Here is a 23,068-nt window from a genome sequence, read left to right on the forward strand (position 1 = left end):
TGGTTGAGTCCTTTAAAGGTCTGCCGGTTTAGTACTGGGCACCCGGACAAAATCTTTTCGTTTTCGAAGCAGTGCATGAATGGTTAACAGCTCAAAGTAAATATAGCTTTTAATGGGCAGTTCATCTTCATGCGTTTCATTCTTCAAGGCATCCCGCATCGGCTGCAAGGAACTGCGGCTGATGGGTTCTAAATGCTGTGTGCTGTGAACACGTTCAATCAGCTGTGCGGTTAATTGTCTTATGTCTTCTTTTTCTTTTTCAGACCAGCTCGGCACTTCCTGAGCAGGAGGAGAAATTAAATTGGTCAGGTGATAGGTAAGCTGTTTTAACATATAGATTTTCTTTTGATGATAGTGTACCTTTCGCATTTCTTCACGCTTATATTTATGATAATGCCACTCTTCAAGCTGAAATTTGCACAGCGTTTCGATCCGGTCGAGTTTATGCCTAAGCCGCTCTGCTGTTCCTTCGAGTTTACGAGATCGGACCTTGCCTAGTAACAGTTCTTCAATCCGTTGTTCAAAAATAGTTGTAAATTCATGTTGAGATTCAACAGACTGCTGAGTTATCTGTTTTTCATATTTTGGCGGCAGTAAAACAAAGTTTACTAGTGTAGAAGTGAAAAGACCGATTAACGTTGTCCCAAGTCTTGTAACAAACGTAAGCAGAAAATGATCTTCTGCACCAGGTATCATAGCAACCGCGGTTAGTGTCGCAACCAGCATCCCAGCCTCCAAATGAAGCTTATGGCACAGCCAGATGGTAACTACTGCAGCGATCGCATAAGTGATGGCGATATCTCCAATTAAAAATGTAGTCAGCATGGCAATGGCGCCGCCAATGGACGATGCAGGAAAACGAATCAGTCCTTTGCGGATTGAGTCGGCTGCGGTCGGTTCTATTGTAACAATAGCGGTAATAACGGCAAACATAACAGGAAGATTAAGGAGCTGACAGATCAACGCTGTAATAAAAACCGCTACACCCGTTTTGACAATCCTTCCGCCTACAAATCTATTTTTTAACCATTTCATTTCTTCAACATCCCTTATATGAGTGCTTGCTAATAAAAAATCCAATTTTTAGTCATCCTACAGTATAGCACATAATTTTCAAGCTGATGTGAGAATCTATAAGATGACAAATAGTTTGATAAGGGTTACAATAGAGTAAGATGCAACTTCCACAAGGGGAGCCGAAATGGCTGAGAGTGAACACCTCTGTTCAGACCCTTTGAACCTGTAAGTTAATGCTTACGCAGGAATGTGGATGGAAACAGGCGCGGATGAAGCAATGTCTGGATTTCTATCCTCAGGACATTGCTTTTTTGTATGCTTTTTTAACTCAAATCACCATTTAGCAGGCCGGGATAAAAAAGCAAAAGCATCTGGTAAAGTCCCCTTGGAGCGAGGTGCATCGATTCGCAAAAGGAGGAATCAGCATGGAACGCATGAAATTATTATTTTTACTCGAGGTCGCGATTTTTTCCGGAATCGGATTAATCCTGGACCGTTTCAGTTTTTCCATTTGGCCGCAGGGAGGGTCAATCAGCTTTGCTATGGTACCCATTATATTAATGGCGTTTCGATGGGGGTTAAAAGGCGGCTTGTTGACAGGCTTTTTAGTAGGTATTCTGCAAATTGTCCTTGGCGGCGTGTTTATAGTAACACCTGTTCAAGGAGCTCTTGACTACCCGATTGCATTTACAGTCGTGGGTATGGCAGGCCTTTTAGCAGGTCCGATTCAGCGCGCACTTAGTGACGGCCTGATGAAAAAAGCCGTAACGTGGATCGTCGTGGGAACGTTCATCGGCGTGATGCTTCGATTTATCTGTCACTTTTTAGCAGGCATCATTTTCTTTAGCTCCGGTGATCCATCTGTTCCAGCATGGCAGTTTTCATTAACGTATAACGGCTCTTATCTTGGCCCTGCGTTTATTCTGACTTCCATTGTTCTCGGCACACTCCTTACAACCGTGCCGAGAGTGGCTACACAGCAAAGAGTATAAAAAAATTAAATAAGCAAGGGTGTAAGGGCTGTGGGGAAAATCAGTATGTACTGAACTTCCACCAGTCCTTTTGTTCGTAAGGAAAATAATTAAACGTTTGGGAAATTTGGGACATGGGCTTGAGACTTACTTTTTGCAAAGAAAAATGATACCCTAAAAAGATCAGCAAAACGCTAACTTGTTAGTGTCAGTTTAATCGGTGTGAGGAGAGAGAACATGATTGTAAAAACAGATGAAGAGCTTCAGGCTCTAAAGAAAATTGGTGCGATCGTAGCTGAGATTCGCGACGAAATGAGAGCAGCGACGAAAGCAGGAATCACAACAAATGAGCTTGATTCAATAGGTAAGAAAAAATTTGCCGATTACGGAGCGATATCAGGTCCAAAAGGAGAATACAATTTCCCTGGCTATACGTGTATAAGTGTAAACGACGAAGTAGCACATGGTATTCCAAGCAGCCGTGTCATTCAAGAAGGCGACCTGGTAAATATTGATGTATCAGGTTCACTTGACGGTTATTTTGCTGACACAGGCATTTCCTTTGTAGTAGGGGAGAATGCGGAGCTGACAAAGCTATGTGAAACAGCAGAGCAAGCTTTTTATGAAGCTATAAAAAAAGCAAAAGCCGGTTCGAAAAAAAGCCAGATTGGAAAAACCGTTTCCCGCATTGCTCGTGCAAATGGCTATAAGGTCATTACTAATCTTACAGGCCATGGTGTAGGGAAATCTCTCCACGAGGCACCGGATCACATTCTAAATTACTTTGATCCTTGGGATAATGAATTGCTTCAAGAAGGAAGCGTCATCGCTTTTGAACCGTTTATTTCAACTAAAGCCGACTTTGTGGAAGAACAGTCTGATGGCTGGACCTACAAAACACCGGATGGCAGTTTAGTGGCACAAATTGAGCATACAATCGTTATCACTAAGGGCGAACCGATTATCTTAACAAAATAAATTATTAGTATAAAATAGGCTGAGACAGAACTAAGAAAGATGATAATATCGTGTATTTTTCAGTTGTAAATATGAGGTGAGCGGAGCGGAAGGTGGCGACTCCTGCAGGATATGACGGTTGCTTGAGCCTTTGCAGGGCAGAGCCCTGGAAAGGCTCAAGCTCCCGTCCCTGCGGAAAGCGTCCGCCTGAAGCGCAGTGAACCGGTTAGAAAAGGTTGTGACATATTAGTCCCAACCCTTTTTTGTATTTCACCCATAAAAAGATGTAACCTGGGTCTATTAGCACTTTTAAAAAATTGAATGGAGGGCATACATAATAAAACATGTTTATCCACTACTTGATAAAGGGCGGATCCGTATGAAATTTATAATTTATTACTTATCCCTATTGAATTTGCTGGATGGGCTGATGACTCATATTGGTCTGAGTTATTCTATTATAGAGGAAGCGAATCCGTTTATGCGGATGGTTTATGACATGCATCCATTTTTATTTTTATCATTAAAGATCGTTCTTTCCTTGTCCTTGATCGTGTTTATTTACTATGACCGTGTTTTCAATAAGACATGGTTCAAGGTAAGCGTTATATCTGCAGCATTGCTGTATACAGGGGTCCTTGTCCTGCATTTAAGCTGGATTGCTGTGAAATTGCCTGCTATCATTTTTTAAATTGCAGCCATGAGTTGGCTTTATGCTTTTACTATCTCATTAAAAAGAAAGTTCCATTACTCAGCTGCCAGAAAAGAAGGCAGTGGATCTTCAAATTTGCTCCAATCACTTTTCATTTCTTCATCAGACAATAAGCATTGATCGAGTGAAGATGAAACTCGTTCCTTATCCATGTCAATTCCAATCCACACGAGCTCTGTCATCCGGTCGCCCCAAACCGCATCCCATTTTTCTAAAATTTCCGGTTCTTCTTTCTTGATCTGCATTTGTTCTTCTGCTGTCAAAGCCGCGATCCAATCTCCTGCTCCTTGAAGTTGAATAGAGGAGCCGGCTTGAGAAAATAACCCGGCTGTCTGATTTCTGCTGGCAAGCCAGAAAAAGCCTTTTGACCGAACAATTTCATCTGGAAGGTTGATAAGCCAATCATGAAACCGTTTAGGGTGAAAAGGCCGCTTTCTGCGGTAAACGAAGGAAGAAATCCCATATTCCTCTGTTTCAGGTATATGTTCTTCATTTAGTTCCTTTATCCAGCCAGCTGCCTGGCTCGCACGTTCGAAATTAAAGCGGTTTGTATGCAGGATTTCATTTAACGGAATTTTTCCATAGACCGATTCGATTATATGAGCGTCCATGTTCATTTTGGTTAAAAAGGCTTTAATTTTCAGTCTTTCTTCAACGGAAATCAAATCTGTTTTGTTTAATACAATCACATCGGCAAATTCAATCTGATCCACTAAAAGATCGGACAGGTCACGCTGATCCAGTTCGTCATTTGTCTGCTTTCGATCGAGAAGTGTTTCTCCGCTTTCATAGTCTTTCCAGAAACTGAAGGCGTCGACTACGGTTACCATTGTATCAAGCTTTGTGATAGAAGAAAGGTCAATCCCAAGTTCTTCATCCAGATAAGTAAAGGTCTGAGCAACGGGAATAGGTTCAGAGATTCCGGTAGATTCAATAAGGATATAATCAAACTCTCCTTTCTCAGCGAGGTGCTGGACCTCCTTCATTAAATCATCACGAAGCGTACAACAGATACACCCATTCTGCAGCTCCACCAGCGTTTCCTCAGTCCGGCTGAAATGGCCGTTTTTAACGAGTGCTGCGTCTATATTAATTTCACTCATATCGTTGACGATCACCGCTGCCCGCAAATTTTCCTTGTTTGATAAGATATGATTTAATAAGGTGGTCTTGCCGGCACCTAAATATCCGCTCAAGACCGTCACTGGAATTGTCATGGTATGCCCTCCTATAAAACGTAATCATTACGTTTTATATACTAAAGGATTTAAATAGACTTGTCTACTTCTTAAAAGATACTACAGATAGAAAAGGATGTTGATGTTTCGTGCAGGAATAAAACGATCCGTTTGATACTAAAAAAAGCTGAAATAACTCAGCTTTTTTGAGGTCCGGTTTGTTCATTTGCTTTTTTTCTTTGTTGTATAAAAATAGCTGCCGCAAAAGAAAAGAAAGATAGAGCGGTCGGAATGGAAATATAGGAAGACATGAGAAGCAGCACGAGGACACGAGGGTCGCCCGGCACGTTTTCTGCATTTATGTTATCCAGATTAAAAAGATAATACAGGATAACTCCTATCGAAAAGAGCAGGAAGAGGGAATTAGTGATCCAGAGCCATTTCATCTGTTTCTTTCTGCCATAGAGAATAGAAAGGATCATGAGGATCGGTCCTACCGATAGTGTAATTAAAAACATTGTAAAAACAAATTGTCCGTCCAATTGTACGCTCCTTCTCCCATTAATACAGGAAGTTACTCCTTACTTATCCTATCAGAAATTCAGGTAAGGGAAAACAAAAAATGGACTGAGCCCTGAGACACATTTGTCTCAGGGCTCTTAAACCGGTTCACTTCGCTTCAGGTGGACGCTTTCGCAGGGACCGAAGCCTGAGCCCTTCTCAGGCTATGCCTTGCGGGGCCTCAAGCAAGCGTCATATCCTGCTGGAGGCGCCACCTTCTGCTCCGTGATTAAAATAGACTTGATTTCAACATCCTTCTGTCTCAGCTGTTTTCCATCTTAGGCTTTCGAGTGTATCAGAGAGAACAGAAAATGATGGTTCAACGCATGAAAAATGCTCTGATGAACATGTATCGTTCATCAAAGCATTTTTGCTGAATAAATGTAAGTCCATTCGTGTTAAAAGTAAAGAAAGATTCTCAGCTATTACTTAAACGTGAGTTTGCGTGTGCTAAAGCCGGATAGTGTTCTTTCTTTTTTCCTGAGAAATAAAGTGCCGACTGCGATAACAACAGCTAATGCAAATGCGGCGAACACTACTGTCGGTTCTGTGTCCTGATTTTTAACGGCAATTCCGATATAGGCCCAAATGAAAACAAGAGGATAGACCCAGTCTCTTTGCGTGTAGCGGAACCACAGAGCTAATACCGTCCCGACAACTAGTCCGATAACGGTCCAAAGGACAGGAGACAGTCCAAAACCACTCCATTCATAGTAGGTAAGTGTATAAGTAATATTGGTAATGGTCGCTACGCTTACCCATCCTAAATAAACGGAGAAGGGGAGACGGTCAAAAAATGATGGTTCATTTCGCTGAATGACAAGATAGAGCAGAATAAGAGAGCCCAACAAGCCAAGCATGACAAAAACGGATGCTATAAAAAATTCATAATGCCAAACAAGAATCCAGGCGATATTAAACACGCTGCTCGCGACAAAAAGAGCGGAGGTGCGAGTGTAGATCTCCCGGTTTCTCTGAGATGGAAACGCGCCTCTGACCACCCAGATAAAAAGCAGGACATAAATTAAGCTCCAAATCGAAAACACGTATCCCGCAGGCGTGAAAAGAACAGTAAGCTGGTCGGATATTTCTCCGGTTGTCTGCCCGTTAATGGGAAGAATGTTGGCTAGCGCATTGACGGCAATAACCGCTGCCAGCGCAATAAAATTAATGAAAAAACGTATCATGGAAAAGACCTCCTGCTGCGTTATCTTTTCTGTATTCCCCGTTTTAGACAAATCATCCATTCTAAAAGCAATTTGCTACAGTAAGTTGTTTTTTACTAGCACCATTTTGATTTGAAAATAACTCACATTATCCCCCAGCTCTTCTTTGATCGGTTTTAGCTTTGGCTCTTCAAGCGTATGATGAATCGTTAAAATAGATTCCTCCAGCTCAGGAGAAAACCATTTTTCAAAAGGAAGAGAATATCCTGCTTTATAAGATGCGGCTAGATGCTTCTCAATCGTTTGCACCGTCATGGCTCGTGCATGGGCTATATCTTCAATGGAGCGGCCGTCTTGAAACAGCTGATAGGAAAACAAATAGCTTGGCTGTTCTTCATCTTCAGGCTGAAGACTGGGTGCTTTCACGGTTTTAAGATCAGGAGCTGTTGTTTTTTGTGCAGATGTTCCATTTTTTTCGACGTATGCCTGAATTAATTCAACGAAAGCCTGTCCAAATTCCTTCAGCTTTCGTTCGCCGACTCCTTTAACAGCAAGCAGTTCTTCTTCATTTTTCGGATAATGAGTCGACATTTCCCGTAAGGTAGCATCTGAAAAAACCAAATAAGGAGGGATGGACTGATCCTTTGCCAGCTGTGACCGAAGTGTCCGGAGCTCCTCGAACAAACGATCGTCGTAGGAAGTATCCTGATGCTGCACCTGGTACGCTGATTTCACCCAGACTTCTTCTTCCCCTTTCAACACGCTGACCGCGCGGCTTCCGAGACGGATAGTGGGAAACTGGCCGCTCTCTAATCCTAAATAGCCATCAGATATCAGGTATTGGATAAAATCACTAATCTGTTTTTCTGTTTGAGATTTCATCATGCCATAGGTTGAAAGCTTGTTTAACCCGAAATCCAGTATTTTTTTGCTTTTTGATCCTTTTAAAACTTTAGCTGTCATTCCAGTCCCGAATCGTTCACCCATCCGCTTGACAGTAGACAAAACAATTTGAACGTCCCGGGTGCGGTCGATTTTTTCTCTTTCGTCCCTGCAATTGCTGCAATGCCCGCAGTCTCCTGTCATTTGCGGATCCTCGAAATAATCAAGAATAAAGCGGGGGAGGCAGCTGTTACTGTGGCAGTAATTCACCATTTGCTGAAGCTTGCCGTATTCACCTGCTTTTTTCTCTTCATTTGCAACAGACTGTTCAATCAGAAATTTTTGCAGCATGACATCCTGAGGACTATAGAGTAAAAAGCAATCACTCGGCTCCCCGTCACGTCCTGCACGTCCTGCTTCCTGATAATACGACTCCATGTTCATTGGCATTTGATAATGAATCACATACCTCACATTGGATTTATCAATGCCCATCCCAAAGGCATTTGTCGCGATGATGATTTTTTTCTCATCATAAATAAACTGCCGCTGGGCTTCATCCCGGACATTTTCAGGCAGTCCTGCGTGATAGCAGGTAACGGAATGCCCTTTAGTGGAAAGCGTTTTAGTCAGCTGATCGGCCTCTTTTCTTGTAGCGACATAAATGATGCCAGTATCAAGTTCATGCTCTTTTATATAACGTGAAATAAATTTTTGTTTGTCTTCTCCTTTTAATACATGAAAGGATAAATTGTCCCGGGCAAAGCCGGTATTAACGATATTGTCCGGTTCAATGGATAACAGCCGCGCGATATCCTGAATGACCGTATCGGTTGCTGTAGCAGTCAGTGCAGCAAGTACAGGCAGATTAGGCAGCAAAGTCAGCGTGCTGACAATCGATCGGTAGCTCGGTCTGAAATCATGTCCCCATTGAGAAATACAATGCGCTTCGTCAAAAGCAATTAAAGATAGCTTAATAGAAGAAATGGTTTGAAAAAAAGCACCGCTGTCAAAGCGCTCCGGCGCGACGTAGACGAACTTATAGCGGCCTTGTCGTATGTCCTGCAACCGCTTGGACACTTCTCCTGAAGTAAGGGAACTATTTATATAAGTAGCTGAAATGCCATTGGCAGTCAGCGCATCCACCTGATCGCGCATGAGTGAAATAAGCGGAGAAATAATAAGTGCAGTCCCATCAGAAATAATACCAGGAATCTGATAGCACAGAGATTTCCCGCCTCCAGTCGGCATAATTCCGAGGGAGTGGTCCCCATTTAAAATCGATTCGATTACTCGATCCTGACCTGGTCGGAAAGTAGAGTAGCCAAAATAAGTTTGCAATGCTTTTTCTGCTTGCAGGATCATCTAATCATCCTTTCGTTCAACTTCAATTCTATTAGTTTATCATATGAAATGGCCGTTGTGGATAAAGAAGAAAGGGAGTTTTAAGAGTGGAAATGTCTACATGATTTTGAGGGTTAAGACTGTTTCGTGATTCGAAAGATTATGCTATAGTAGAAAATGTGAGTAATCAGAAAATTTTAAAATTACTGGCACTGCTAAACTAGTTGTTTGTATGTGTTGTAAGCGGACGGGTTTCACAGTCTTATCAAAAGCTAATTATAAATAGGGAGGAATCGTTACATGAGTCGTTCAACTTATCCCCAGCGATGGGATCTTGAGGTTTTTTTTGAGGGAGGCAGCGAGTCACCTGCTTTAAAAAGACATCTTGAAGAATACAAGCAAAAGACAGAAGCTTTTGCAAAAAACGTACATAATTTCACTGGTTCTCAACAGAATTTGGACCACAAGCAAGTAAAAGCATTAATTAAAGAAGCAAAAGAGACAATGATGGGCATCCGTCAGGCAGGGGCTTTTGCCAGCTGCCTTGAAGCGCAGGACACAAAAGATGCGGGAGCGAATGTTCTAAGAGGAAAAATCACAGGAATGGGTGCAGCTTTTGGTTCCGCATTCACAGCCTTTCAGCAAAAATTATCTGCTGCAGATGAAAAAGCATGGAGCGGACTGATCGAGGATGAGGACTTGAAGCCGTTAACATTTGTGTTAAACGAGTGGAGAGAAAAATCAAAAGATCGGCTTTCTGAAAAAGAAGAAGCACTTATTCAGTCTCTGGGGGTAGATGGATACCATGCATGGGGGCAAATGTACAATGCTATTATCTCCTCGATGAGTATTAGAGTGCAAGTAGATGGAGAAGAAAAAACCCTTTCTGTGGGCCAGGCAAACAATTTAACTTCTCACAAGGATGCAGCGGTACGTGAAGAAGTTCACCAAAAGCTTGAATCAGCGTGGAAGGAAAATGAAAGCCTGTTTTCAGAAACACTGAATCATCTTGGCGGTTTCCGTTTAACGACGTATCAAAAACGCGGCTGGGACAATGTGTTAAAAGAACCGCTTGATCTGAACCGCATGAAACAGGAAACACTGGATGCGATGTGGGGAGCAATAACGAAAAATAAACAGCCGTTTGTTGATTTTCTGCAGCGTAAAGCAGAGCTTTTAGGTTTGGAAAAAATGACCTGGGCTCATCTTGGCGCACCAATCTCTTCAGATTCAAAAGAACTGTCATACGATGATGGAGCCCGTTTTATTTTAAAGCACTTTGAAAAATTTGGTCCGCAGATGACGGAGTTTGCGCAAAAGGCATTTGAGGAGGGATGGATTGAGGCAGAAGACCGTTCTGATAAACGTCCTGGAGGCTTTTGCACAAGCTTTCCTCTTAAGGAACAGTCTCGTATTTTTATGACCTACAGCGGGTCGATGTCGAATGTGGCTACACTTGCCCACGAGCTTGGCCACGCTTTTCATACATACGCACTCCGTCCAATGGATCAGTTAAATCGCCTGTATGCGATGAACGTTGCAGAAACCGCCTCCACCTTCGCCGAAATGATTGTATCGGATGCTGCTGTCAAAGAAGCCTCAAGCGATGAAGAAAAGCTGTCGCTGCTTGAGGATAAGGTTTCAAGAAGCATCGCGTTCTTTATGAACATTCACTCGCGTTTCTTATTTGAAACACGTTTCTATGAAGAAAGAAAAACAGGTCCGGTTCCGACCAGCCGTCTGAACGAATTGATGGCAGAGGCCCAGCAGGAAGCCTATGCAGGAGCAGTTGAAGATACTAATCCGCATTTTTGGGCGTCAAAAATGCATTTTCATATTACAGGTGTGCCTTTTTATAACTTCCCTTATACCTTTGGCTATCTATTCTCTTTAAGCATTTATGCAAGAGCGCTCGAAGAAGGAACAGATTATGAAGAAAAATATATGGCACTATTGAGGGACACGGCCGTCATGAGTACCGAAGACCTTGCAATGAAACACTTAAACGAAGATATCACAAAAGAAGCATTCTGGGAAAAAGGCATTGCTCTTTGCGTACGAGATGCAAAGGAATTCATTAAACGATCTAAATAACTGAACCATCCCGTTCGCAGGTGAAGACACTCTGCGAACGGTTTTTTAATGCTTAGCCTATAAAAGGAGTTTAAACCCAGTTCAAAATCCATTCGATTTTTTTGATGTTTGGGTTTACACTTGTACTAGTGAAAAAGTTTGAACGTATTGGAGAGTGTGCAGATGATCTTGTTGAAAAGTGAGCGGCTGTATTTTCGCCCTTTAGGGGTAGAGGATGTTGATCTATTTGTTCAGTTGCTGCGGCGCAACCGGGATTTTTGGACGGTTCATGAACCAAGGCACCCTGAATCATTTTACACACGTGAAGTTCAGCTCGAAAAACTGGCGGAAGCGCAGGCGCAATTAAAGCTTGGAAAAGAATACAGCTGGGGGATCTTTCTATCGGATTCGAACGAATTAATAGGCAGCATATCCATTTATTCGATTCGCAGGCTGCCCTTTTCTTCTGCTTACATAGGCTATTCACTGGATTATTCCAAGACCATGCAGGGTTTTGGGACAGAAGCTGTAACCGCAGCTTTGCGATTTGCTTTTCGTGATTTTGGACTGCACCGGATGGAAGCACTTGTTTCGCCGAGGAACTTGGCTTCTATAAAGGTGCTTGAAAAGGTGGGGATGCAGCAGGAAGGAAGGCTGCGGCAAAATCTTTTTATTAATGGTGTATGGGAGGATCACTTCTTATACAGCATGATTGAAGATGATTTTTGAAAGGGCAAGGCCCCCTGGGAAAAATATTTTGTCCAAACATTGGGCATGATGCGGCGATGGATGAGCTGAGTGTAAGTAAAAGATGAATCAGGAGCGATTTTAATTGCTCTTGATTCATCTTTTTTGTGTTGTTTAATTTGTTGACCTGCCCGCATGCAGGTACGCCTCAGGTCCTAGATGAAAATCGAGCGTGAGAGCGTGTTGTGAAAAGAGGAGGCACGGTAAGATTAGAGCATGATAAGAAAAGGAGGAACAACACATGAATAAATTTTGGTTATTTGTGATTGGAGCTGCAGCAGTCCTTGTCGCTCTGTCTAACCTGGGCTCGCTAATTGGTCTTGCGATCAGTGCAGCGATCCTGTATTACACTGTTAAGTGGTTTATGAAAACCGATTCACTTTTTAAAAAGATGATCTGGGGATCAATTGCTGCAGTCGCAGGTATAACAGCCGTTGCGAATGTACCGGCAATATTGGGTCTTGTTGCATTGTATGTTGTGTATGTGATTTATAAAAAATGGAATGAGGCACCAAGTGAAAAACATTCAAAAGATCCTTTTGCAAGCTTTGAAAAGCAATGGCAAGAGCTGAAAAACAAATCGTAAAAAGGAGAGGTTAATATGACAAACGTTTTAACAAGAGTGGCAGAAGCCATTAAAGCAGATTTTATGGAAGTAAACAGTGGAAGATCAAAAAACGATCCGGTTCAAACGCTCAACCGCTACTTGCGAGAATGCGAAATGGAAGTGGATAAAGTAGAGAAGATTTTAGATCGGCAGAAAATACTAAAAAAGGAATTTACAAAGGAACTTGAAGAAGCTGCTTCGATGGCAGCTAAACGAGAAGAACAAATCAAAATTGCAGAAGAGGCGGGAGAAGGAGAACTGGCAAAAGCAGCGCTTCGTGAACTTACGTATTATCAGGGGAGAAAAGAACGACTGCAGGTTTCTGTTCACGAAACGACCAATCAGCTGCACCGCTTAGAAGAAATGCATACAAACATGAAACATAAGCTGAAAGACATGTATATCAAGCGGCTTGAGGTTATGGGTCGTGAAAATATAGCGCAGGCAAGCCAAAAAGCAGAGCATCTATTCACGAACGATTCAGACCAGACAGAAGAGGAGTTAAGATTTAAAAAAATTGAGAACTATCTTCGTCAGCTTGAAACAGGTGAAAAGGCTAAAGAAGAACAGTCCATTGATCAGCAAATAGCACAGCTGCAACAAAGGATGAAAGAAGAAACAGGCCGCTCACAGGAACTAACCTAGATGGCAGGATTCGGGAGTGTGCTCTCCCGAATTTCTTTCATTTGATGTAGTGCTAGTCCGCATAGAACGGTACAATAGAAAAGGTGAAAACATCAACAGCACGTCAGAGTGGATCTGATGGCTGTTCATGTTTTTATTCGTGACATAGGCATGGATGAAAGGGGGAGAGCAGAATGTTATCAAAATTTAAAACAGACCTGATTGCCAATTGGGTGCTGCTTGTGCTTGGACTGGTCCTAATTGAAATCTTATTCTTCAGCAGCGGCACGCTGTTTTCTCTCTTTTTTGCAGCTGTTCTTCTGTATCTGGGTAGAAAAAAATTCACCCGGTTTTTAGGGAAAATTATTTTTGGACTCGGTATGCTTACGCTGGTTTTGACGGTTCTTTCGATGTTCACATTGAAACTTCTCGTGCTTGCGGGAATTGTTTACTGGGTGAGCCATTATTTTAAAACGCAAAAAGATCCAGAGGTCATCAAACCAGAGGTGGATTTTCCGCAGGATACTGCCATCTCTGAAGCGCTGAAGTTTAAACGCGCTCAGTTGTTAAACAATAAATGGGTGGGACATCAACATACTCCTGAGCATACCTATGAGTGGGAGGACATCCAGCTTCAAAATGGAATTGGAGATGTCGTGATCGATTTAAGCAATACGGTTCTTCCGGCAGGAGAGTCGGTTATCTCCATTCGAAGCTGCGTTGGGAAGCTGACCATTCTCATTCCTTATGAACTGGATGCAGCCATTCGCCATTCCACACTAATCGGGACAGCATCCGTCTTTCAATTTCAGACAACCCGACTATGGAACGAGAGTGTATCGTTTACATCTGAATCGTATCAGTCATCGCCTCAGAAGATCAAAATCCTCACCTCAACATGGATGGGAGATCTTGAGGTGAAGCGTGTATGACGATTTTTATGAAACTTGTACTTCAGGCACTTGGTCTGGCATTTTCAGCGGTCATCGCATCATTGGGTGTTTATTTGCTGCTTTTTCCCCCGCAAAACTGGACGATTTTCTGGTCAACACGGCTGCTTGATATTCCACTCGTATTCTTTTTGTTTATGGCAACATGTATTTTAGCGGGACTCTGGGCGCTTGGTCAGAGCATGGGGCTAAGGCAGCAAATACGATACATTGCCCAGCAGCTTGAAGATACGAAACTTGGGAGGTCAACATTGGCCGGAAAATCACCTCAAACCATTGAATTTGCCTCGCTGTCAAAAGAAGCAAGCAGCGTTCAGGAATTAATTCATGACCAGGCACGTACAGCACAAAAACTTGCAAGTGAACGGGTAGAAAGCCAGGAGAAAATCATTCAGGAAATGGTCTCCCAAGAACGGAACCGGCTGGCAAGAGAGCTGCATGATTCTGTGAGCCAGCAGCTTTTTGCCGCTTCCATGCTGATGTCAGCCATCAATGAAACAAGGGCTGATTCTTCTGAAGGAGAAACGAGACAGCTTAAAATGGTTGAAGAAATGATTCATCAATCTCAGCTTGAAATGAGAGCGCTACTTTTGCATTTAAGGCCGGCTGCGCTAAAAGGAAAAACACTTAAAGAAGGATTAGATGAATTACTGCTTGAACTTAAGCAGAAGGTGCCTCTTTCTATTGAATGGAAATCAGAAGAAATGAAAATAGAAAAGGGGATTGAAGACCATCTTTTTCGGATTCTGCAGGAATCGGTTTCCAATACGCTTCGCCATGCTAAGGCACATTCGCTTCAGGTCCTTTGCATCAAAAGGGATGGATATGTGATTTTGCGTGTGACTGATGACGGTATAGGCTTTGATGTGACGACTGAACGCGCAGGTTCATATGGCTTAATGAATATGAAAGAGCGTGCAGGAGAAATTGGCGGAACGCTTAAGATCGTGTCGCTGCCTGGAAAAGGAACACGTTTGGAAGTCAGAGTACGGTTTGAAGAAAGGAAGGAGGAACAGTCGTGATTCGGGTTCTTTTTGTGGACGATCATGAAATGGTACGTATTGGAGTGGGATCTTATCTGTCTGCTCAAAAAGACTTAGAGGTCATCGGGGAAGCTGATGACGGAGGACCCGCAGTGGAAATGGCTCTTGAACTTAGGCCAGATATCATCTTAATGGATCTTGTGATGAAAAAAATGGATGGCATCGAAGCCACAAAAAAAATAACAGAAGCATGGCCCGAAGCAAAAATCATTATCGTCACAAGTTTTCTTGATGATGATAAAGTGTATCCTGCACTTGAAGCAGGGGCTACAAGCTATATGCTAAAAACATCTAAAGCAAGTGAAATCGCAGATGCAGTAAGAAAGACGTTTTACGGTGAGATGGTTCTTGAGCCTGAAGTAACCGGTAAAATGATGAAGAAAATGCGGCAGGGAGATAAGCGTCCGCTCCATGAAGACTTAACTACGCGGGAAAAGGAAATTTTATTATTGATGACTGAAGGGAAAACGAATCAGGAAATTGCCGATCAATTATTCATTGCATTGAAAACCGTGAAGACGCATGTCAGCAATATTTTAGGTAAATTAGAAGTGCAGGATCGAACCCAGGCGGTCATTTACGCCTTTAAACATGAACTAGTAAAATAGAAATGTGTTCAAACGCGTTATCAATGTAACATTTGAGGGAAATACTAGAGTATTACAGGTTGGAAGGAGTAATCATCATGCGTTCACTGCTTCAAGATCAAACACTCGATTGCTGCTGGATCAACGAACCCTCAAATTGGTCACTTGAAGATCAAGTGCTGAAAATAAAAACAGAAGAAAATACAGATTTCTGGAGAAAAACGTATTATGGGTTTGAACGAATGAACGGGCACGTATACTATAAGGATATTGAAGGGGATTTTGAAACGGAAGTAAAGTTAACAATGGAAGACCCATCAAACCGATATGACCAGGCAGGACTATTCATTATGCTCTCAGAGGACTGCTGGCTGAAAGTGTCGTTGGAATATATGCCGGATGGCACGTGCTATTTAGGCTCGGTCGTTACGAATAACGGCTTTTCAGACTGGTCTTCGAAAAATTTCCCTCGTAAAGAATCATGTAAGCCCTTGTCTTTTAAAATTAAACGGACCAGCGGCACTTATCAAATATGGGTGAAAACGGTTCTTCATGAAAACGGATATGAGCAAATGCGTATAGCAAGGCTGCATGAAGATAATCACAGCCAGCCGATTAAAGTCGGGCTTTATGCGTGCAGTCCATCTCCTGAAGCATCTTTTACCACAACCTTTCATACATGGACGGTTCAATTGGAAGTAAAATAAACGCGCAGGGGTTGAACTGATTGAGAAAAAAAGTAAACAAAACCGTCATGCACAGCTATCCCGGCATGGTCGCTCTCGTTACAGTGCATTTAAATGGAGAGGATAACATGATGGCAGCGGGATGGCATTCCTATATTTCAATGGATCCTCCCCTGTATGGTGTAGCGATTGGCCGGGATCGCCATACGTATCATATGCTGAAAGAAGCAGGGGCCTTTGCCGTTCAATTTGTCCCTTTTGAACTGGCTCAGCTGATCCAGGAGTCCGGCGTGTATTCTGGAAGTGAAAAAAATAAGCTTGCGCATATCGGTTTTGAACGTGGAGAAACGACGAGTGCGCCTATTTTAAATGAAGCCTACGTAGCCTATGAACTAACCACGATTGACCGGCAAACGTACGGGGATCATGATTGGTTTGTTGGGGAAATTAACACTTTTTATAAGGATGAAGAAAAATTTTCAGACAACGGTTTGCCTGATTTTCAGGCACTCTCTATTCCTCTCTATCTCGGTCGGTCCTCCTATGCAAAGCTCGACAGCGGTTCAATTATCCGCTCATTTCCTGTTGACCGATCATAATTTTGAAGAGAAAGGAAGATACATATGATTTCACTTCAAGACTGGTTTTCCTACCACATCTGGGGAACAACTCGACAGCTGACTCATTTGAGCGAACTGCCTGAGAATGTTTATACAAAGGAAATACAAAGCGTTTTTCCAACCATTCAAGCTGTGTTCGAGCATGTGTGGCTGGTGGATTCACTATGGCTCAAACGGATGCAGGGAGAAGAAAAACCGGAAGTAGAGCTCAAAACCCTTCTAACTGTCGAAACCGCTCACAAGGAATTTATGGTCCTGCATCAGCAAATGATGACATACATAACCAACGTAGAGGATCCCTCTTTAATCCGTTCTTTTCAAACGATGAAGGGGATTCATATGGAAAATTCGATTGAAGAAATGCTTTACACAGTTGTTAATCACGGATCCTACCATCGTGGAAATGTGACTGCCATGCATCGGCAAATGGGGTATTCAGGAAAACCCTATGATTATATTTATTATTTAGAAGAATTGAAACAATCATAAAAAAGAGCAATCAGTAAATCAGTGAAAACTGACTTGCTGATTGCTCTTTTAGTGTTTACTTTATTTACTTTTTTAGAAGTTCAATCTCTTTATAGCCATCTTTAATTAAATCCAGCTGTCCTGTTCCCGGATCAATAACAAGACCGTGTACAGGAATTTTTTTATCCATCAGAGGATGCTGACGCACCATTTCCACACTGTAGCTGACGCTATCTTTTACATCGTCAAAGCCTTTGAGCCAATCGTGCACGTCGATACCTGAATATTGCAGGGTAGTTAAGATATCCTCATCAATTCCCCGGTCCTTCATTTTGTCGATCATATCATGACTGTTGACAGCACCCATTCCGCAGTCATAGTGGCCAATGATCAGCACTTCATCCGCCTGCAGCTCATACACGGCTACCAGCAAGCTTCTCATAATACTCCCAAAAGGATGCGCAATCATAGCGCCTGCATTTCTGACTACTTTTACATCGCCGTTTTTCATATTCATGGATTTTGGAAGCAGCTCGAGCAGTCGAGTATCCATACACGTTAAAATAACCAATCGCTTGTCAGGGAATTTAGTCGTGACAAATGATTCGTATTCTTTCTCTCTCACAAATTGTTCATTATACGTTAGAATTTCAGAAAGAAGTGACATTGATAGTAATCCTCCCAGCCAAATGATTTTTACTTCTATATTTTATGGTGATCACAGACTTTTTACAATAAAAAAGATAGAAGAGCCATAAACAAAGTCTTTCAAACTAGTAAAATAAGGTATACTAAAATCATGTTATTTCATGAATGGAGAGATTGGGGATGCATGTTAAAAGTCGTAAATGGAAAAAGCCGGTTCTTGGAGCTGCTGCGTTAACTCTAGCCGGGTCACTTGTTTTTATGCCAGACACAGGAGAGGCGAAATCATTGAAGCATTCAATTGAAGAGCTCAACGAAAAAGAAAAAATCTACTCAGCAGACGTTACAGAAACTGTATTAAAAGCCTTGAAAAAAGAAACGAAAGGGAAATTTTCTGTACCAGAGGCACTCATTTTGCTGCAGACTTTGAGCAAAACAGAAGTGATGGACATCTATTTTGATCAATCTGGCAAAAAGCTAAAACCCAATGAAAGCAGAAAAATCATTCTAGATATATTCAAGATTGACCTAGACGCTGTATCCGCTTTAGGAGAGGGAAGACAGGCAGATTCCTACCCCGATGAAACGATGAAAGGCATTCGAAAGGAATTGGGAATCGATCCTGAATCCACCTCAAAAGATTCTTACATCATGTCATTATCGAAAGTACAGGCCATGGATTTGTACATAGCTGCCTTTGGTAAAAAAATCAGCGGTGAAGAACTGCGGCTTATCATAAATCAGGTTTTTGGAATCAATTTGGATGGTATTTCCGGGCTGGAAAAAGCGCGGGTTTCTCTATACTCTAAAAATCAATGGATCACGCAGACAGATCGAGACTTAGTCGTTGTCCATACCGGCAGAGGTGACGTTGATGTGTGGATTTATCCAACTGCTTACTTTAAAGAGAAAACTGGTTTACAAGAATTGCCGCCAGTGCTTCAGGAAAAACTGAAGGCCCTTGGTTTTACCTATAACGAGCAGCTTGATGCCTTTTACTATGCAAACGATAAAGGTGTATCTGTATCGGATGCTTTTAAAGGACAGACAATGGGTGCTGTGATCAGTACGATTGCGGAAGGATATTCGGATCTTTAAAGTCATCCTATATAGGGGGAGATAGGTTCAGTTTTACTGCAGTCAAGATTATTTCTGCTTAAAAAAAGAAGGTCTTCATGAGAATTCCCATGAGAACCTTCTTCTTTTTCATTTAGTGAGTATGGGATTAATTTATTCAGGTTTAGCCTGTGGACATTTAGAACAGATCGCTGAATTCCCCGTAACCTTCTTCTTCAAGATCTTCAGCAGGGATAAATCTTAAAGCAGCTGAGTTCATGCAATAGCGAAGTCCGGTTGGCTCCGGTCCGTCGTCAAATACGTGGCCCAAATGGGAGTCACCGTGCTTGCTTCTGATTTCCGTCCGAGTGCCAAATAAGCCAGGATCGTCTTTTTCTACGATATTTTCATCAACAAGCGGCTGAGTGAAAGATGGCCAGCCTGTGGTTGAATCATACTTGTCTTCTGAACTGAATAGAGGTTCACCTGAAACAATGTCAACATAGATGCCATCTTCATAGAAACCATCATACTCATTATCAAAAGGCGGCTCAGTCCCGTCTTCCTGTGTCACTTCATATTGAATATCCGTCAGCATCTCACGTAATTCTTCGTCTGTATAATTCACATAATAAGGGGTATCTTTTTTAGTTTCTTCCTTAGTTTTAAAGGAGGTAGTAAGATCTTCACCCCAGTACTTATTTAAAAACTGATCACGACCGGAATTTTTGCGATAAAATCCGTAGCGGTCTGAGCTTTTAATATAGTAATCTTGATGGTATTCTTCAGCTACGTAAAACGTGTTTGCATCTGTAATTGGAACAATGACTTCTTCATCAAATCGGCCTGACTCTTCCAATCGTTGTTTGGAGGCCTCTGCAGCATCACGCTGTTCATCGTTCTGAACAAAAATCTCCGGGCGGTACTGTTTTCCCTGGTCAATAAACTGCCCGTCCGCATCCGTCGGGTCAATTTGTCTCCAGTAAACCTCCAGCAAATCCTCATAGGAGATCACAGATGGATCAAAAATAACCGTCACTGCTTCCGTGTGGCCGGTTTCTCCGCCAGCAACTTCCTTATACTCCGGATTTTCTTCACTGCCCCCTGTGTATCCTGAGACGGCATCTCTGACACCGGCAAGCTTTTCAAATGGAGGTTCCATACACCAGAAGCAGCCTCCAGCAAAAACAGCTGTTTCTTCCGTTTCCTGAAGATCCATCTCATCTAGCGGTGCACTTCCGTAAGAATTGCTGGCAAATTGATCTGAAAACATAATATATAAAGCAATTCCTGCTACAATAAACGCAATACTGAATCCAAACCACTTCTTCTTATTACTTCTTGGCATTTGCTCACCCCTCATAAAATTTAATCACATGAATGGTTAGGGAATAAGATACGTCCAATCTATCTTTAACGATAGCACATACGATGAGAATTGAATAAAAATAATGCTCGTAAATCAAAAGAATTAAAAGGATTACGGAGACAAAAGGAGAATTAGTACAGTGAAACGTTTTTGTTCAACCTGATTTCAGCTGGGAAAGGAGCCTCTTAGATGAAGGAATGCAGGATGATCAGAAAATCTAGCTTTTACTTTATCGGACTGAAATGGACAGGAACCTATGAAGCGGCAGCTCACGGTGGCATTCAACCTGTTATTCAGGCATCGAAAGACCGGTTACATGAGCTAAAGCTTACTAATGAACATTCCAATTTGATTGGCCTGTCCTATCATGACAGAATAGATGGTTTTACGTACTACATAGGCACAGAAGCAATAAAATCACAGCCCATTCCGCCGGATATGCATGGAATCATTATCCCCTCCCATGACTACGCCATAACCGAGCATAAAGGTCAGCACGCCTGGAAAAGCTACGAACAGCTCTACAGGTGGTTGGACGATCAAGGGTACCAGATCAATGGCTACGGACTTGACCACCTTGATGTCTATCCCATGGACTACGACCCGTTTAAAATGAACCCTTCTTTAACGATTGGCGTACCAATAAAAAGCTCGAGGAGTCTTGACTAATTTTTTCATCAGGCGTATAGTAGCAAGGATTATTTTATTCGGAGACATCCATCAGGATGTGTCCTTTTCCTGGTTGCAGATCGTACGTTATATTTTAAAATTAGGGGGAAATCAATATGTCAGGAAGATCAGATAAAGAATTAGAAGGCGTAAATTTATTAGGAAACCAAGGAACAGAATATGCATTTAACTATGCTCCAGAAGTCCTTGAATCATTTGATAACAAACATGCGGGAAGAGACTACTTTGTAAAATTCAACTGCCCTGAATTTACTTCTCTCTGCCCCAAAACCAATCAGCCTGATTTTGCTACCATCTACATCAGCTATATACCCGATCAAAAAATGGTCGAAAGCAAATCATTAAAGCTCTACCTATTTTCATTCCGCAATCACGGAGACTTCCACGAGGACTGCATGAACATCATCATGAACGACCTCATCGAACTCATGGACCCGCGCTACATTGAGGTATGGGGAAAATTTACGCCACGCGGCGGTATCTCAATTGACCCATATACAAACTACGGCAAGCCGGGGACAAAATATGAAGAAATGGCGTTTCATCGTTTGATGAATCATGATATGTATCCGGAGACGGTTGATAATCGGTAAACTAGTCTAGTTATGAACAGCACTCATTCATTTACTTTCACCTGAAATTTTGCAGATTGCAAATGTTTTAGGATGAAATTATATGGATGGGTGTTTTTCGTTTTGATTATGGAGAATTAATGGGATTTATATGTTAAAATTAAACAGTAAGAGGAATATAAGGAGGTGCGCTCACATGGTAAAAAACTTATTGACTAAAACTAAAATGTCAAAAATGACCGGATGGTCTGAAGCGAACGGAAGACGTTGGGTGAAAAACTTTTCAGATTTTATTCCTTACGAACTTACTAATAATCGAATAATGTACACAAATGAATCTTTAAGGGTCATGAAGTTTCTAAAAAAAATGAATGATGCGGGATATTCAGCTGCAGATCTTAAAAAAATATTTTTAACACAAGGTGTTCCTAATACCGAAGAAGAAGAAAACCTTATACTAAATCAAAAGAAGTTTAAACCAGTTCATAATTTATTTGATGAAAATATAAAAGAATCTATTCCATCATCAGGTCAGTTAATGATTCCTTATCTTGAACTTATCAAAGATGGAAATATTTATACTGCAAGTGATATTACAGAAAAAATTGTAAAATACTTTAGTTTATCTGAAAAACAACGACATATGCGATATGAAAATACATCTGATATTGTTCTCCTCTCAAGAATAAGAGGGGTCAGATATAGTTTAAAGAAAGAAAATTACATAGAAGAAGTAAGCAGATTGACGTATAGAATAACAGATGAGGGGCGCGAATTACTTAATGAAAGTTATTCTGAAATTTCTGAAGAAATCGAGGAGCTTGAAAGAAATGTAGATCCATTAACAGTAGTAAAGGAAAAGTTAGATGAGCTGAATAATGAATTGGCGGATAATCTTCTTAAGAAACTAAGAACCGTTCATTGGATGAAATTTGAAGATATCGTTGTTGAGTTACTAACTGTAATGGGATATGGAGATGGCCAGGTAACTCAACGGACCAATGATGAAGGCTTGGACGGCGTAATTAAAGAAGATAAATTGGGTCTGGACAATATTTATGTTCAAGCAAAAAGGTTTGCAGCTAATAATTCTGTTGGCAGAGAAATTGTTCAGAGCTTTTCTGGTGCCTTGGATGGAAAAGAAGCGAGAAAAGGAGTATTTATAACAACTTCATACTTTACCGAAGGTGCAAAAAAATATGCGGAACGTCTTGAATCGAAGAAAATTATTTTGATTGACGGGATCGAACTTTCAAAATTAATGATTTCTCATAATGTAGGTGTCGATGTGAATCAAACCTTTATTGTTAAAGCAATTGATTTTGATTACTTTAAAGATGAATAATCAAATTAAAAATTACCAAGCAGATACTTTAAGTTTGTTCTAATAGAAAACAGAGGTGAACGGAGCGGAAGGTGGCGACTCCTGCAGGATATGACGGCAAGCTGAGACTTTGCAGGGCAAGGCCCTGGAAAGGCTCAGCGCCGTCCCTGCGGAAAGCGTCCGCCTGAAGCGAAGTGAACCGGTTAGAAGAGGTTGAGA

The 23,068-nt window shown here is 41.7% G+C and carries 24 protein-coding genes and 1 riboswitch; of the genes, 17 read left to right on the forward strand and 7 right to left on the reverse strand.

Going from position 1 to position 23,068, the window contains the following annotated elements; genetic code table 11:
• Window positions 1–12 precede the first annotated feature (12 nt).
• Window positions 13–1,035: an FUSC family protein gene (locus tag KR50_RS11510; protein WP_041058788.1), complete on the reverse strand. Its 1,023-nt coding sequence runs from the start codon at window positions 1,033–1,035 to the stop codon at window positions 13–15.
• A 144-nt stretch (window positions 1,036–1,179) separates the two neighbouring features.
• Window positions 1,180–1,282: riboswitch (TPP riboswitch) on the forward strand.
• Between the two features lie 160 nt (window positions 1,283–1,442).
• On the opposite strand from KR50_RS11510, the gene thiT reads away from it, so the two are divergent.
• The 3 genes from thiT to KR50_RS11525 all read left to right on the forward strand — a co-directional run bounded on the left by thiT (window position 1,443) and on the right by KR50_RS11525 (window position 3,636).
• The gene (gene thiT, locus KR50_RS11515; RefSeq protein ID WP_041058558.1) at window positions 1,443–2,009 is read left to right on the forward strand and encodes an energy-coupled thiamine transporter ThiT; all 567 of its coding nucleotides are present in this window, start codon (window positions 1,443–1,445) and stop codon (window positions 2,007–2,009) included.
• 216 nt (window positions 2,010–2,225) lie between these two features.
• On the forward strand, window positions 2,226–2,966 hold the full coding sequence (gene map, locus KR50_RS11520; RefSeq protein WP_041058560.1) for a type I methionyl aminopeptidase: 741 nt from the start codon (window positions 2,226–2,228) through the stop codon (window positions 2,964–2,966).
• Between the two features lie 358 nt (window positions 2,967–3,324).
• Window positions 3,325–3,636: a DUF5658 family protein gene (locus tag KR50_RS11525; RefSeq protein WP_041058562.1), complete on the forward strand. Its 312-nt coding sequence runs from the start codon at window positions 3,325–3,327 to the stop codon at window positions 3,634–3,636.
• A gap of 56 nt (window positions 3,637–3,692) precedes the next feature.
• Here the strand turns inward: KR50_RS11525 and KR50_RS11530 are convergent, their stop codons facing one another.
• The 4 genes from KR50_RS11530 to recQ form a co-directional block, all read right to left on the reverse strand.
• Window positions 3,693–4,874 (reverse strand): GTP-binding protein, encoded by a 1,182-nt coding sequence (locus KR50_RS11530; protein WP_041058564.1) that lies wholly within the window; start codon window positions 4,872–4,874, stop codon window positions 3,693–3,695.
• A gap of 158 nt (window positions 4,875–5,032) precedes the next feature.
• Window positions 5,033–5,377 carry a hypothetical protein gene (locus KR50_RS11535; RefSeq protein ID WP_041058566.1) on the reverse strand — a complete coding sequence of 115 codons (345 nt, stop codon included), beginning with the start codon at window positions 5,375–5,377 and terminating at the stop codon, window positions 5,033–5,035.
• A gap of 444 nt (window positions 5,378–5,821) precedes the next feature.
• Entirely contained in the window at window positions 5,822–6,583 is a 762-nt protein-coding gene (locus KR50_RS11540; RefSeq protein ID WP_052477035.1) for a tryptophan-rich sensory protein, read from the reverse strand.
• Window positions 6,584–6,658: 75 nt separating this feature from the next.
• Complete coding sequence (recQ, locus tag KR50_RS11545) at window positions 6,659–8,809, reverse strand: DNA helicase RecQ (protein ID WP_041058567.1); 2,151 nt, start codon at window positions 8,807–8,809, stop codon at window positions 6,659–6,661.
• Between the two features lie 279 nt (window positions 8,810–9,088).
• On the opposite strand from recQ, the gene KR50_RS11550 reads away from it, so the two are divergent.
• The 10 genes from KR50_RS11550 (at window position 9,089) to KR50_RS11595 (ending at window position 17,214) form a co-directional block, all read left to right on the forward strand.
• Window positions 9,089–10,882, forward strand: a complete 1,794-nt coding sequence (locus KR50_RS11550; protein WP_041058569.1) for a M3 family oligoendopeptidase — start codon at window positions 9,089–9,091, stop codon at window positions 10,880–10,882.
• Between the two features lie 162 nt (window positions 10,883–11,044).
• On the forward strand, window positions 11,045–11,590 hold the full coding sequence (locus KR50_RS11555) for a GNAT family N-acetyltransferase (RefSeq protein ID WP_041058571.1): 546 nt from the start codon (window positions 11,045–11,047) through the stop codon (window positions 11,588–11,590).
• Between the two features lie 259 nt (window positions 11,591–11,849).
• Window positions 11,850–12,194 (forward strand): lmo0954 family membrane protein, encoded by a 345-nt coding sequence (locus KR50_RS11560; RefSeq protein WP_041058573.1) that lies wholly within the window; start codon window positions 11,850–11,852, stop codon window positions 12,192–12,194.
• Between the two features lie 15 nt (window positions 12,195–12,209).
• On the forward strand, window positions 12,210–12,860 hold the full coding sequence (locus tag KR50_RS11565; RefSeq protein WP_041058575.1) for a PspA/IM30 family protein: 651 nt from the start codon (window positions 12,210–12,212) through the stop codon (window positions 12,858–12,860).
• A 173-nt stretch (window positions 12,861–13,033) separates the two neighbouring features.
• On the forward strand, window positions 13,034–13,771 hold the full coding sequence (liaF, locus tag KR50_RS11570; protein WP_041058577.1) for a cell wall-active antibiotics response protein LiaF: 738 nt from the start codon (window positions 13,034–13,036) through the stop codon (window positions 13,769–13,771).
• Window positions 13,768–14,811, forward strand: coding sequence for a sensor histidine kinase (locus tag KR50_RS11575; RefSeq protein WP_041058578.1), 1,044 nt, complete (start codon window positions 13,768–13,770; stop codon window positions 14,809–14,811). The genes liaF and KR50_RS11575 overlap by 4 nt, the downstream gene beginning before the upstream one ends.
• The gene (locus tag KR50_RS11580) at window positions 14,808–15,440 is read left to right on the forward strand and encodes a response regulator (protein ID WP_041058580.1); all 633 of its coding nucleotides are present in this window, start codon (window positions 14,808–14,810) and stop codon (window positions 15,438–15,440) included. The genes KR50_RS11575 and KR50_RS11580 overlap by 4 nt, the downstream gene beginning before the upstream one ends.
• Before the next feature lie 77 nt (window positions 15,441–15,517).
• Window positions 15,518–16,126: a DUF1349 domain-containing protein gene (locus tag KR50_RS11585; RefSeq protein WP_052477037.1), complete on the forward strand. Its 609-nt coding sequence runs from the start codon at window positions 15,518–15,520 to the stop codon at window positions 16,124–16,126.
• A 20-nt stretch (window positions 16,127–16,146) separates the two neighbouring features.
• Window positions 16,147–16,704, forward strand: a complete 558-nt coding sequence (locus KR50_RS11590; protein ID WP_052477040.1) for a flavin reductase family protein — start codon at window positions 16,147–16,149, stop codon at window positions 16,702–16,704.
• A 24-nt stretch (window positions 16,705–16,728) separates the two neighbouring features.
• Window positions 16,729–17,214 carry a DinB family protein gene (locus KR50_RS11595; protein WP_041058582.1) on the forward strand — a complete coding sequence of 162 codons (486 nt, stop codon included), beginning with the start codon at window positions 16,729–16,731 and terminating at the stop codon, window positions 17,212–17,214.
• 64 nt (window positions 17,215–17,278) lie between these two features.
• Here the strand turns inward: KR50_RS11595 and KR50_RS11600 are convergent, their stop codons facing one another.
• Window positions 17,279–17,860 (reverse strand): beta-class carbonic anhydrase, encoded by a 582-nt coding sequence (locus KR50_RS11600; RefSeq protein ID WP_041058584.1) that lies wholly within the window; start codon window positions 17,858–17,860, stop codon window positions 17,279–17,281.
• 161 nt (window positions 17,861–18,021) lie between these two features.
• Between KR50_RS11600 and KR50_RS17985 the strand changes: the two genes are divergently transcribed.
• Entirely contained in the window at window positions 18,022–18,936 is a 915-nt protein-coding gene (locus tag KR50_RS17985; protein WP_052477041.1) for a hypothetical protein, read from the forward strand.
• A 157-nt stretch (window positions 18,937–19,093) separates the two neighbouring features.
• Here the strand turns inward: KR50_RS17985 and msrB are convergent, their stop codons facing one another.
• Entirely contained in the window at window positions 19,094–20,242 is a 1,149-nt protein-coding gene (gene msrB / locus KR50_RS11610) for a peptide-methionine (R)-S-oxide reductase MsrB (RefSeq protein ID WP_041058586.1), read from the reverse strand.
• A gap of 210 nt (window positions 20,243–20,452) precedes the next feature.
• Between msrB and KR50_RS11615 the strand changes: the two genes are divergently transcribed.
• The 3 genes from KR50_RS11615 to KR50_RS11625 all read left to right on the forward strand — a co-directional run bounded on the left by KR50_RS11615 (window position 20,453) and on the right by KR50_RS11625 (window position 22,870).
• Entirely contained in the window at window positions 20,453–20,932 is a 480-nt protein-coding gene (locus KR50_RS11615) for a GyrI-like domain-containing protein (protein WP_041058589.1), read from the forward strand.
• 116 nt (window positions 20,933–21,048) lie between these two features.
• The gene (queF, locus tag KR50_RS11620; RefSeq protein WP_041058591.1) at window positions 21,049–21,546 is read left to right on the forward strand and encodes a preQ(1) synthase; all 498 of its coding nucleotides are present in this window, start codon (window positions 21,049–21,051) and stop codon (window positions 21,544–21,546) included.
• Window positions 21,547–21,721: 175 nt separating this feature from the next.
• Window positions 21,722–22,870 (forward strand): restriction endonuclease, encoded by a 1,149-nt coding sequence (locus KR50_RS11625; protein WP_041058593.1) that lies wholly within the window; start codon window positions 21,722–21,724, stop codon window positions 22,868–22,870.
• Window positions 22,871–23,068: the final 198 nt, after the last annotated feature.

Origin of the sequence: Jeotgalibacillus campisalis, from assembly GCF_000829515.1 — a bacterium.
Classification (GTDB): Bacteria; Bacillota; Bacilli; order Bacillales; family Jeotgalibacillaceae; genus Jeotgalibacillus; species Jeotgalibacillus campisalis.

What these genes read in the sequence shown, in the direction of transcription:
- KR50_RS11510 (WP_041058788.1), bottom strand. Translation starts at nt 1,035, where the DNA reads ATGAAATGGTTAAAAAATAGATTTGTAGGCGGAAGGATTGTCAAAACG.
- thiT (WP_041058558.1), top strand. Translation starts at nt 1,443, where the DNA reads ATGGAACGCATGAAATTATTATTTTTACTCGAGGTCGCGATTTTTTCC.
- map (WP_041058560.1), top strand. Translation starts at nt 2,226, where the DNA reads ATGATTGTAAAAACAGATGAAGAGCTTCAGGCTCTAAAGAAAATTGGT.
- KR50_RS11525 (WP_041058562.1), top strand. Translation starts at nt 3,325, where the DNA reads ATGAAATTTATAATTTATTACTTATCCCTATTGAATTTGCTGGATGGG.
- KR50_RS11530 (WP_041058564.1), bottom strand. Translation starts at nt 4,874, where the DNA reads ATGACAATTCCAGTGACGGTCTTGAGCGGATATTTAGGTGCCGGCAAG.
- KR50_RS11540 (WP_052477035.1), bottom strand. Translation starts at nt 6,583, where the DNA reads ATGATACGTTTTTTCATTAATTTTATTGCGCTGGCAGCGGTTATTGCC.
- recQ (WP_041058567.1), bottom strand. Translation starts at nt 8,809, where the DNA reads ATGATCCTGCAAGCAGAAAAAGCATTGCAAACTTATTTTGGCTACTCT.
- KR50_RS11550 (WP_041058569.1), top strand. Translation starts at nt 9,089, where the DNA reads ATGAGTCGTTCAACTTATCCCCAGCGATGGGATCTTGAGGTTTTTTTT.
- KR50_RS11555 (WP_041058571.1), top strand. Translation starts at nt 11,045, where the DNA reads ATGATCTTGTTGAAAAGTGAGCGGCTGTATTTTCGCCCTTTAGGGGTA.
- KR50_RS11560 (WP_041058573.1), top strand. Translation starts at nt 11,850, where the DNA reads ATGAATAAATTTTGGTTATTTGTGATTGGAGCTGCAGCAGTCCTTGTC.
- KR50_RS11565 (WP_041058575.1), top strand. Translation starts at nt 12,210, where the DNA reads ATGACAAACGTTTTAACAAGAGTGGCAGAAGCCATTAAAGCAGATTTT.
- liaF (WP_041058577.1), top strand. Translation starts at nt 13,034, where the DNA reads ATGTTATCAAAATTTAAAACAGACCTGATTGCCAATTGGGTGCTGCTT.
- KR50_RS11575 (WP_041058578.1), top strand. Translation starts at nt 13,768, where the DNA reads ATGACGATTTTTATGAAACTTGTACTTCAGGCACTTGGTCTGGCATTT.
- KR50_RS11585 (WP_052477037.1), top strand. Translation starts at nt 15,518, where the DNA reads ATGCGTTCACTGCTTCAAGATCAAACACTCGATTGCTGCTGGATCAAC.
- KR50_RS11595 (WP_041058582.1), top strand. Translation starts at nt 16,729, where the DNA reads ATGATTTCACTTCAAGACTGGTTTTCCTACCACATCTGGGGAACAACT.
- KR50_RS11600 (WP_041058584.1), bottom strand. Translation starts at nt 17,860, where the DNA reads ATGTCACTTCTTTCTGAAATTCTAACGTATAATGAACAATTTGTGAGA.
- KR50_RS17985 (WP_052477041.1), top strand. Translation starts at nt 18,022, where the DNA reads ATGCATGTTAAAAGTCGTAAATGGAAAAAGCCGGTTCTTGGAGCTGCT.
- msrB (WP_041058586.1), bottom strand. Translation starts at nt 20,242, where the DNA reads ATGCCAAGAAGTAATAAGAAGAAGTGGTTTGGATTCAGTATTGCGTTT.
- KR50_RS11615 (WP_041058589.1), top strand. Translation starts at nt 20,453, where the DNA reads ATGAAGGAATGCAGGATGATCAGAAAATCTAGCTTTTACTTTATCGGA.
- queF (WP_041058591.1), top strand. Translation starts at nt 21,049, where the DNA reads ATGTCAGGAAGATCAGATAAAGAATTAGAAGGCGTAAATTTATTAGGA.
- KR50_RS11625 (WP_041058593.1), top strand. Translation starts at nt 21,722, where the DNA reads ATGGTAAAAAACTTATTGACTAAAACTAAAATGTCAAAAATGACCGGA.